Annotated in this window: 8 protein-coding genes; 6 read left to right on the top strand and 2 right to left on the bottom strand. The window is 65.0% G+C overall.

The window, feature by feature from the left end:
• Nucleotides 1-3 precede the first annotated feature (3 nt).
• From ACQ4V8_RS21305 to ACQ4V8_RS21320, 4 genes are read left to right on the top strand one after another with little or no spacing between them, the layout of a single operon-like run.
• Entirely contained in the window at nt 4-1107 is a 1104-nt protein-coding gene (locus tag ACQ4V8_RS21305; RefSeq protein ID WP_436572146.1) for a hemin-degrading factor, read from the top strand.
• A complete protein-coding gene (locus tag ACQ4V8_RS21310) occupies nt 1095-2033 on the top strand; it encodes a heme/hemin ABC transporter substrate-binding protein (protein ID WP_010396083.1) in 939 nt (312 codons plus the stop codon). Before ACQ4V8_RS21305 ends, ACQ4V8_RS21310 begins: the two co-directional genes overlap by 13 nt.
• Nucleotides 2030-3082: a FecCD family ABC transporter permease gene (locus tag ACQ4V8_RS21315; RefSeq protein ID WP_436572141.1), complete on the top strand. Its 1053-nt coding sequence runs from the start codon at nt 2030-2032 to the stop codon at nt 3080-3082. Before ACQ4V8_RS21310 ends, ACQ4V8_RS21315 begins: the two co-directional genes overlap by 4 nt.
• Nucleotides 3083-3093: 11 nt before the next feature.
• The gene (locus ACQ4V8_RS21320; protein WP_436572142.1) at nt 3094-3882 is read left to right on the top strand and encodes an ATP-binding cassette domain-containing protein; all 789 of its coding nucleotides are present in this window, start codon (nt 3094-3096) and stop codon (nt 3880-3882) included.
• Between the two features lie 81 nt (nt 3883-3963).
• Here ACQ4V8_RS21320 and ACQ4V8_RS21325 read toward each other — a convergent pair whose 3' ends face one another.
• On the bottom strand, nt 3964-4662 hold the full coding sequence (locus ACQ4V8_RS21325) for a UPF0149 family protein (protein ID WP_010396089.1): 699 nt from the start codon (nt 4660-4662) through the stop codon (nt 3964-3966).
• Between the two features lie 103 nt (nt 4663-4765).
• On the opposite strand from ACQ4V8_RS21325, the gene ACQ4V8_RS21330 reads away from it, so the two are divergent.
• Together ACQ4V8_RS21330 and ACQ4V8_RS21335 are read left to right on the top strand one after the other, a co-directional pair.
• Entirely contained in the window at nt 4766-5779 is a 1014-nt protein-coding gene (locus ACQ4V8_RS21330) for a serine/threonine protein kinase (RefSeq protein WP_436572143.1), read from the top strand.
• 125 nt (nt 5780-5904) lie between these two features.
• Nucleotides 5905-8376 carry a coiled-coil domain-containing protein gene (locus ACQ4V8_RS21335; RefSeq protein WP_436572144.1) on the top strand — a complete coding sequence of 824 codons (2472 nt, stop codon included), beginning with the start codon at nt 5905-5907 and terminating at the stop codon, nt 8374-8376.
• Nucleotides 8377-8610: 234 nt separating this feature from the next.
• On the opposite strand, the gene ACQ4V8_RS21340 is transcribed toward ACQ4V8_RS21335, so the two are convergent.
• Nucleotides 8611-8985: a DUF8785 domain-containing protein gene (locus ACQ4V8_RS21340; protein ID WP_010396093.1), complete on the bottom strand. Its 375-nt coding sequence runs from the start codon at nt 8983-8985 to the stop codon at nt 8611-8613.
• Nucleotides 8986-9236 lie beyond the last annotated feature (251 nt).

The following is a 9236-nucleotide window of genomic DNA, read 5'->3' on the forward strand; positions in this document are numbered from 1 at the left end:
GTGTTGAGTACCTTCCCCATTTGCAATACCGAGCTGCTTGCCAGCGAGTTTGCCCGCTTGCGCCGCGAGAAAAAAGCCCGCCAGCGTGACATCGCCGAAGAACTGGGCATTTCTGAAGGCGAACTGATTGCCGCGCACGCAGGGCTGTCGCTGGCCGATGACGCCTTGCTGGGCGCCGAGCGCCTGCAGGCACACTGGCCTGCCATCATCGCCGCCCTGGAGCCGCTGGGCGAAGTCATGGCGCTGACGCGCAACGCTTCCTGCGTGCATGAAAAAACCGGCGTCTACCGCAAGGCCAGTCACAACAACCATGTGGGCCTGGTGCTGGGCGGCGAGATCGACCTGCGCGTGTTTTACCGTCACTGGGCGCATGGCTTTGCCGTGCGCGAGGCAAGCGAAAAAGGCGGCGAAGCAGAAATGCAGCGCAGCCTGCAATTTTTTGATGCCGCCGGCCATGCCGTGCACAAGATTTTTCTGCGCCCGCAAAGCGACCTGGCGGCCTATGACGCCCTGGTGGCGCGCTTTGCCGACGTCGACCAGGCGGCCGGCATCGTCGTGACGCCGCCACCGCCGGCGCCGCTGGAATTGCCCGACGCGCAGGTCGATGTGGCCGGTTTTCGCGCCGCCTGGGCCGATTTGCGCGACACGCATGAGTTTTTCACCCTGCTGAAAAAGTATTCGGTTTCGCGCCTGCAGGGCCTGCGCCTTGCCGAAGCGCGCTTCGTGCAGCCGTTGGACAAATCCTGCGTGCTCGACCTGCTCAACGAGGCCGCCCGTGAAAAGGTCGCCATCATGGCCTTCGTCGGCAATGCGGGCATGCTCCAGATTCATTCGGGGCCGGTGCACAAGGTCGCCGTGATGGGGCCGTGGATCAATGTCCTCGACACGCGCTTCAGCCTGCATTTGCGCGAAGACCATATCGCCAGCGCCTGGGTGGTCAGAAAGCCCACCGTCGATGGCCTGGTGACATCCGTGGAGCTGTTCGACGCCAAGGGCGAGAGCATCGTCATGTTCTTTGGCGAACGCAAGCCAGGGGTACATGAATTGTGCGAATGGCGCCACATCGTCGAGCGCGTCGTGCAGGAGGACGAATTATGCGCCGCATGATCGCCGCCAGCGTGGCGCGCCGCATCGCGCTGAAAAAAATGGGGGCAGGGGCGTTGGCGCTGGCCGCGCCGATGCAGGTGCTGGCCGCCGTCAGCGACGCCGGCAAGCCGCTGCTCAAAGCGCGGCGCATCGTCAGCGTGGGCGGGGCCCTGACGGAAATCGTCTATGCGCTCGGGGCGCAGGGCGAACTGGTGGGCGTCGATACCACCTCGCTGTATCCGGCCGTGGCGCAGCAGTTGCCGCAGGTCGGCTATGCGCGCACCCTGTCGGCAGAAGGCGTGCTGTCGCTAGCCCCCACGCAGCTGATCGCCACCGAGGAAGCGGGGCCGCAAACGGTGCTGCGCCAGGTGCGCGACGCGGGCGTGACGATGACGGTACTGAACGCCAACAACAAATTTGAAGGCTTGCTCGAACGCGTGAAACAGGTGGGGCAGATCACGGGACGTGCCGATCCCGCCGCACGCCTGGTACAAACGTTGCAACAGCAGTGGAACGGCGCCCTGGCCAAAGTGCGCCAGCGTAGCCAATCACCGGTACAATCAGCCGTGCGCGTGCTGTTCATCCTCGCCCATGCGCCCAACCAGGTGATGGTGGGCGGACGCGAGACAGGTGCCGACGCCATGCTGGCGTATGCGGGTGCCATCAACGTGATGGGCGGCCAGGGCGGATTCGCCGGATACAAGCCTCTCACGCCAGAAGCCGTGATCGCCGCGCGGCCCGACATCGTGCTGGTCACCGAGCAGGGCTTGAAGGCTTCTGGCGGCGTGGACGGTATCCTCACATTACCGGGCCTGGCGCAGACGCCGGCCGGGCGCAAGCAGCGCATCGTCTCGCAGGAAGCCATGCTGCTGCTGGGCTTTGGCCCGCGCATGCCGCAAGCGCTGACCGAGCTCGATGCCGCCTTCGCCAAAGCCATGGCGGCATGAACCTGCGCACGCTGACGGCGCCAGCGTCCTGGCGTTTGCCACACTGGGGCGCTGCTGGAGTGCTGCTGGCCGCACTGGCTTGCGGCTTGCTCATCGCCGTACGGGCGGGCGCCGTACCGGTGGCGCTGACCGACTGGCTGGCGCCGTGGCAAGCTGGCGACCAGTCACTGTCGGGCGGCGCGTATGTGCTGTGGCATATTCGCTTGCCGCGCGCCTTGTTCGCCATCCTGATCGGCGCCGCGCTGGCGCTGGCCGGCGGCTTGACGCAAGGACTGTTTCGCAATCCGCTGGCCGACCCGGGTCTGCTCGGCGTGAGCAGTGGCGCCGCCTGCGCTGGCGCGGCCACCATCGTCTTTGCCGCCAGCCTGCACATAGCGCCCGAGTTGCGCGTGTGGCTGCTGCCGGGAGCCGCGTTTGCCGGCGCCATGCTCATTTGCGTGTTGCTCGACAGAGTCGCCCGCTGGGCCACGCCGGGCTCCATCGTCGGCCTGCTGCTGACGGGGGTGGCGTTGAACGCTATCACGGTGGCCATCATGGGTCTGTGCATCTACCTGGCCAGCGACGATCAATTGCGCACCCTCACTTTCTGGACCCTCGGCTCGCTATCGGCCGGCAGCTGGCAACAGGTGGCGGCCCTGCTGCTGGTACTGGCGGGCGCGCTGTGGGCCACGCGTTTCCTGCTGCGCTCCTTGAACGCGCTGGCGCTGGGCGAGGCGCAGGCGCTGCACGTGGGCATCGACGTGGGCCGGTTGCGTACGCAAGTGATCGGGCTGGTGGCCGTGTTGACGGGCTTTGCCGTCGCCTGGTGCGGCGGCATCGGTTTCATCGGCCTGATCGCGCCGCATCTGGTACGCACCTGGCTGGGGGCCGACCAGCGCCGCGTGCTGCCGCTGGGGATGCTGATGGGCGCCTTGCTGCTGCTGTTGGCCGACACGCTGGCGCGCACCGTGGCCATTCCCGCAGAAGTCCCGGTCGGCATATTCACCGCCTTGCTGGGCGGGCCTTTCTTTTTGATGCTGTTGCGGCGCTTCCGCCACGGCACTGCCTAGGAGCGATACGCATGACGCCCTTACTTGAGCTGAGCTTCACCACCACGCAACTGGGCCAGCAGTATTTCGGCCCCTTCAACGTGCGGGTAGCGCCCGGCGAGCGCATCGCCATTCTCGGCCCCAGCGGCGCGGGCAAGTCGACCCTGCTCAAACTGATGGCAAGCGAACTGCATCCGCAGGCGGGCACGGTGGTGTTCGCCGGGCGGCCGCTGGCGCAGTGGCCGCTGGCTGAGCTGGCACGGCGCCGCGCCGTCCTGCCGCAAGGTTCGAACGTGGCCTTCGGGCTGCAGTGCGCGCTGGTGATTGGCTTGGGACGCGTGGCGCGCCTGGTCGACCCGCAGCTGGGGCGTATCGTGCAGGACGCGGCCGCCCTCGCGCACGCCGCGCATCTGCTGCAGCGCCGCCTCGATACCTTGTCCGGCGGCGAACAGGCCAGGGTGCAGTTGGCGCGCATCTTTGCGCAGATGTGGGATGTGGAAAACGGCTTGATACTCGTCGACGAACCGCTGGCAGCGCTCGATCCCGGCCTGCAGTTCGATCTGCTCGATAGCCTGCAGCAGTTTTGCGCCGCACGCGGCCACGCCGTCATCGCCATCGTGCACGACATCAATCATGCTTTGCTGGGTTTCGAGCGGCTGCTGCTGGTGCGCTCCGGCCAGCTACTGGCCGATATTGCCAGCGACGCCGGCGCCGTGCCCGCGCTGTCCGCGCTATATGGCATTGCCCTGACGACGGCGAGCAACAGCGATGGCGACGTCTGCGTCATCCCAGCCAGAAGCGTGGCGCGCAGGGCCGCCTGAATCATTTGCTACACGTCCGCCTCGACTGACGCCGGGCCCCGATAAGGGGCGGCCGGCATCAGGGGCAGGGGCGTGGCAGTGTTACTCGGCTGCCGGCTCGGCGCCGCAGCATTTCTTGAACTTCTTGCCGCTACCGCATGGGCAGTCGTCGTTGCGGCCCACTTTCGGCTCTTCGCGCTTCATGGTTTGCACCGGTGCCTTGCGGCGCGGTACCCAGAAACGGTGGATGGCCGGCAGGTTCGCTTCCAGCTCCTGCGCCAGCTTGTGCGCCTTGACCGGGTCTTCCACCAGTTTCAGCTCTTCTTCCTTGATTTCGTCGGCGCCCAGCAAATAGATCGGCTGCATCAGCTCGGCTACTTCGGACTCCCAGATTTCATTCCACGCGCCAGGACGCAATTCCATGCCGTCCCAGAAGCCCCAGCACCAGGCTTCGGCGTCGATCAGGGTCTGGCCTTCGTAGTCGTGCTCGACGAACAGGGCTTCGAATTCCTTCGGCGCCACTTCAAACGTCACCAGCACTTCGTTCATGAAGCGCATGATCAGGTTGACGATGCGTTCTTCTTCCTTGCTGTTCTTGAATTTCGGTGCATCTTCGGCATCTTCGCCCCAGACGCGCGGCAACCACTCTGCCGGCATGATCGGTTCCGGGCCGATGGCGACGGCCGTCAGATAGCCGTGCAGCATATCCATGGTCATCGCGTCCTCGGAGCAGCGCTCCGACAACAGGAATTGGTCTAATTCGTCGAATTCTTTTTCTGATAATGGCTGTTCGAGTTGCATGGCTTGCTCTTTGATTGAATGTAAGGCGCTAGTATACGCTTAGCTGGGCTTCGTCACAGAAGTGTTTGTGCCGGCGGCCCGCGCGCGCCGTACAATGTCGCTTATGCACAATGAAAATCAGCCGCACGAGGACGACCGGCCCGTCCATCCCTTTTCCGCCCTGAGCCCCGATTGCGTGCTTGACGCACTCGATAGCGTGGGGCTGCGCGGTGATGGTCGCCTGCTGGCCCTCAATAGCTATGAAAACCGCGTCTACCAGGTGGGTATCGAAGACAGCGCGCCCCTGGTGGCCAAGTTTTACCGCCCCCAGCGCTGGAGCGATACTGCTATCCTGGAAGAGCACGCGTTCGTCTCCGAGCTGGTCGAACGTGAAATCCAGGTGGTGCCGGCGCTGGAGATCAATGGCAGCAGCCTGCACCAGTACCAGGGCTTCCGCTTTGCCGTCTTCCCCCGTCACGGCGGGCGCGCGCCGGAGCTGGATGATCCGGCGACGCTGGAATGGATAGGGCGCTTCATCGGCCGCATCCACGCCGTCGGCGCGCTGTCCACCTATCAGGAGCGACCGGCGCTCGATCACCAGACGTTTGGCGTCGAGCCGCGCGAATTCTTGCTGGAGGGTAATTTCCTGCCGCCTGAACTGGTGGCCGCCTATTCCAGCGTGGCGCAGCAGGCGCTCGATGGCGTCAAGCGCTGCTATGACCGCGCAGGCGACGTGGCCGTCCTGCGCACGCATGGCGACTGTCATGGCGGCAACGTGCTGTGGACGGACGCGGGCCCGCATTTCGTCGATTTCGACGACAGCCGCATGGGCCCGGCCATCCAGGACCTGTGGATGATGTTGTCGGGCGAGCGTGGCGAGATGGTGCGCCAGATGAGCGACATCCTGGCCGGTTACGAAGATTTTTGCGATTTCGACCCGCGCCAGCTGTACCTGGTCGAAGCGCTGCGCACCCTGCGCCTGATCCATTATTCGGCCTGGCTGGCGCGCCGCTGGGACGACCCCGCCTTCCCCGTCGCCTTCCCGTGGTTCAACACGCAGCGCTACTGGCAGGACAGGATATTGGAACTGAGGGAGCAAGTTGCCTTGATGGATGAGGCGCCTTTGTGGCCGGTTTGACCTAAACGCGGGAAAAGGGCGGTAAACGCCCCTCTACTTGCCGCGCTGATTTGTGCATGCCTGCTCGATAATGGTGCTAATAAATTCCTATAAGCAATGGAATTCACCCGAATAAGCGAGAAATCATGCAAGCACAGCAAAATCAGCGTCAGGCCGCTTCCCTCACCGTCGCCTATTCGGCTGACGACGAGTTCGACCAGGGCAGCATGGTGTCGCTGCATGATTTCAAGGATTTGGAGCGCAAGACCGAGGCGCCGGCTGCATCTGCTGCATCGGCTTCTGCTTCTGCTCCTGCTCCTGCCGCTCCTGCCACCCCTATGCTGCAGCCGCAGGCCGAGCCAACGGTGGAAGCCGATAGCAAGGCGCCTGCTGCGCAACGCCAGAAAATGGAATTGAAGGCCATCCACGAAGCGATTGCCCGCGTGGAAGCGGAAGCGAAGGCCACCTGCGCCGCCGAGAGCCGCGCGCTGGCCGAGGCGCGCGTGCGCTCGCTGGCCGAAGACCGCGCCGCCATCGACGCCGCCGCCGCCGCCGCCGCACAGCAAAATGCGCAGGCGGCCGAAGAAGCCATCGCCGCCAACCGTGAACGTCTCGATACCATGCGCGCCGCCGCGCAGGCCAGCGTAGCCCGTCTGGAAGCGGTCAAGCAGGAGACGGCCGAACTGCGCGCCCGCGTGGAGTCCGACAATGCCATCCGCCTGGCCGCTGAACAGCGTTCGCGCGTCGAGCAGGAAAGCCGCTTGCGCGCCAGCGAGCAAGTGGCCGTGCAGTCGGAGCTGGCCGAGCAGGCCGCCCGCGCCGCCGAAGAATTGCAAGTACAGACGGAGCAGGCGCGCCTGCAAGCGGTCGAACGGGTCGCCGCCGTGCAGGCGGCCAAGGAAGAAATGGTAGGCATCGCTTCGGCCGACGCGCGCGTCGCCGTGCTGGCGCGTGAACGCGAGCGCCATGCGCACGGTGCGCGCCAGACCGCGCAGATGCTGGCCGAAGCGGAAAGCGAAGCGCTGGACTTGACGGTGCAACGCGAACGCGCCGACCAGATCGCGCTGGAATCGGCCTTCAACCGCGCCGCCGCCGAAGTGCGCGCGCTGGAAGAAGCGCGCGCGCTGGCGCACCTGGAACAGGAGCGCGAAGCCATCGCGCTGGCGCAGGCGGAATCGGAACGCCATGCGGCGCAGTCGCTGCGTTTGCGCCTGCAAACGGAAAAGGAATTGCGCGACGCGGCCATCCACCGCGAGCGTTTGGAAATGGTTGCCGTGGCCAGCGCGCAGGCGCGCCGCGATGCCGACGTGCGCATCCTTGCCGCCACCGAAGCGCGCATAGAGGTGGACCGCCAGCTGCGCGCCGTGGCATTGGCCCGCGTGGCCGCCGAACAGGATGCGGAAATCGCCGGCCACGCCAAGCTGGAGGCGGAAACGGCGGCTCTTGAAGAAACCAAGGCCCGCGAAGCGGCCGAGCAGGCCGCCGCCGTGGCGGCAGCGCGCGAACTGGAAGAGCAGCAGCGTGCCGCCAGCCTGGCGCATGCACGCGCCGAACTGGCACGCCAGGCGTCGCAACTGGCCGCCAGCCAGAATGACGCCGAGCAGGCCGCGCTTGATGCAGGCACGGCGACATTGGCTGCGCAAGCGCAAGCGGCGCAACTGACGCAGGAAAAAGCGCAACAGGCAGAGCAGCTGCTGCAAGCCGAGCAGCAGCGCCTGGCCGCCGAACAAGGCGCCCTCGCCGCCTTGAAACAGAAACTGGAAGCCGAAGCGCTGGCGTTCAACGCGGCGCAAGAACGCATCGCCGCCGAAGACGCGCAAGCGCAATTGTTGCGCGGCCAGCACGCGGCCGAACAGGCCTTGCGCGAAGCGACGGAAAAAGAAGCCAGTGCCATGCGTATCCTGCGCGACCAGGCCTTGCTCGAAGGCGAGCAGAAAGCCGCTGCCGCGCAAGCCGTGCAGGCGCAGGCGCGCCTGGCCGTGGAACTGGGACAAGTGCATAGCGAACGCGCCCGCGTGGAAGAAGACAAGGCGCAAGCTGCCGATGCGTTACTGGCGTCGGAGCGCGATTTCGTCGCTGCCGAGCGTGAGTCGCTGGCCTTGATCGCGCAAAAGCTGGTGCAGCAACGTCAGACCAGCAGCGCCGAAGAGCGCGCCGCGCAAGCCATCGCCGGCCGCCTGGAAGCGGAAAAGCAGGCGACGGTGGCCGCTGAAACGCGCGCCACCCTGGAACAGCAAGCGCTCGATGCCATGCGTCGGCGCGAGCAGCTGGAACGGGTCGCGCAGCAGGCGGCCAGCGAGAAGCTCGCCGCACAGCAAGCCTTGCTGGCCAGTGCCCAGGCCCATGCCACCCTGCAGCGCAAGGTTGCCGACACCACGCGCGCGATGGCGGCCGCCAAGCAGCAGTTGCTGGAACTCGATACGGCCCGCGCGCAGCAGCAAGAGCATGAACTGGCGGCGCTGCGCGCCAGCCTGGAGCAACCGCAAACCGTCTTTTCCAGTTCCTTGAGCGCCGCCCGCGCGAAAGCCGAACAAGTCAGTTCGGCCAGCCTGACGCGCGAAGTGATCGAGCGTTTGACGCAGCCGAATGACGCCGGCGCCGTCTGGCGTTCGCGCTAGGCAAAATGCCGAAGCAAACCGACTGCGCGGCCTCTATTGCAGTATCGCGAGCGTCACTGCCGCTCGCGATACTGTTGTTCGATATGGGGATCTGAGCGTACGGACCTGCCGCGGCCCGTTTTTCTTGCTGGCAGTGACTTGCTGCAGGGAGGGGAAGGCAATGGCGCCGGCGCTAGTATCTAGTATCTATGATCTAGCATGGCTGGCCGGCGCGCTATTGCGGAAAGGGTGCTGTTACTGGCTCAGTGCTACTTTGTCGGCAAAATACTCGGTCTCGCCGAAGCATTGCGTCGGCACGCCCTTGTGCTGGCTGTAGGTGACGACGATGCGCTTGCCGGCAGCGGCCGACAGTTGCTTCGCCACTTCCTCGTCGCGCACGCTGAACTGGAATTTTTCAGGGATGGTGCCCGGCAGCGCCGTCAGCAGCAATTCACCTTCCCAGGTTTTGCAAATCCAGCCCCGTTTGGCGAACTTTTGCAGGTGGCCCGCCCGTTCGCCTTCCGAGTACGAGAAACTGAGGGCCGTCCAGGCGTAGGCGGCCAGCAGCAGGACGCCGGCCACGAGGAAGATGACGAAGGCGAAGGTGACTTTTTTGGTCGTAGGGGTCATGTTGACTTTTATCGTTAAATTGAAGAAAACCCGGGGTCAGACCCTAAGGCCGTTCAGTTAAGAGTTTTGGCCTGATTTATGGGCGCCAGTAAATTCGCCAAACCCAGAGGCAAAGAGCTGGGGGTCGGACCCTCAGGGTCCGACCCAATCCACCCAAGTTAAGGAGCAAGCCCGCGCAATTGATGGCAAATCAATGAAATAGTGCTTGACGTGGCACCGGCTTTGCGCGGCCGCCGCCTTGCTGACCTCTC

The sequence above is a fragment of the Janthinobacterium paucivorans genome (genome assembly GCF_051380805.1).
In the GTDB taxonomy this organism is placed as follows: Bacteria; Pseudomonadota; Gammaproteobacteria; order Burkholderiales; family Burkholderiaceae_D; genus Janthinobacterium; species Janthinobacterium lividum_D.

Excerpts from the sequence above, each read along its gene's own strand:
- ACQ4V8_RS21340 (WP_010396093.1), bottom strand. The coding sequence starts at position 8,985 with ATGACCCCTACGACCAAAAAAGTCACCTTCGCCTTCGTCATCTTCCTC.
- ACQ4V8_RS21330 (WP_436572143.1), top strand. The coding sequence starts at position 4,766 with ATGCACAATGAAAATCAGCCGCACGAGGACGACCGGCCCGTCCATCCC.
- ACQ4V8_RS21320 (WP_436572142.1), top strand. The coding sequence starts at position 3,094 with ATGACGCCCTTACTTGAGCTGAGCTTCACCACCACGCAACTGGGCCAG.
- ACQ4V8_RS21335 (WP_436572144.1), top strand. The coding sequence starts at position 5,905 with ATGCAAGCACAGCAAAATCAGCGTCAGGCCGCTTCCCTCACCGTCGCC.
- ACQ4V8_RS21325 (WP_010396089.1), bottom strand. The coding sequence starts at position 4,662 with ATGCAACTCGAACAGCCATTATCAGAAAAAGAATTCGACGAATTAGAC.
- ACQ4V8_RS21315 (WP_436572141.1), top strand. The coding sequence starts at position 2,030 with ATGAACCTGCGCACGCTGACGGCGCCAGCGTCCTGGCGTTTGCCACAC.
- ACQ4V8_RS21310 (WP_010396083.1), top strand. The coding sequence starts at position 1,095 with ATGCGCCGCATGATCGCCGCCAGCGTGGCGCGCCGCATCGCGCTGAAA.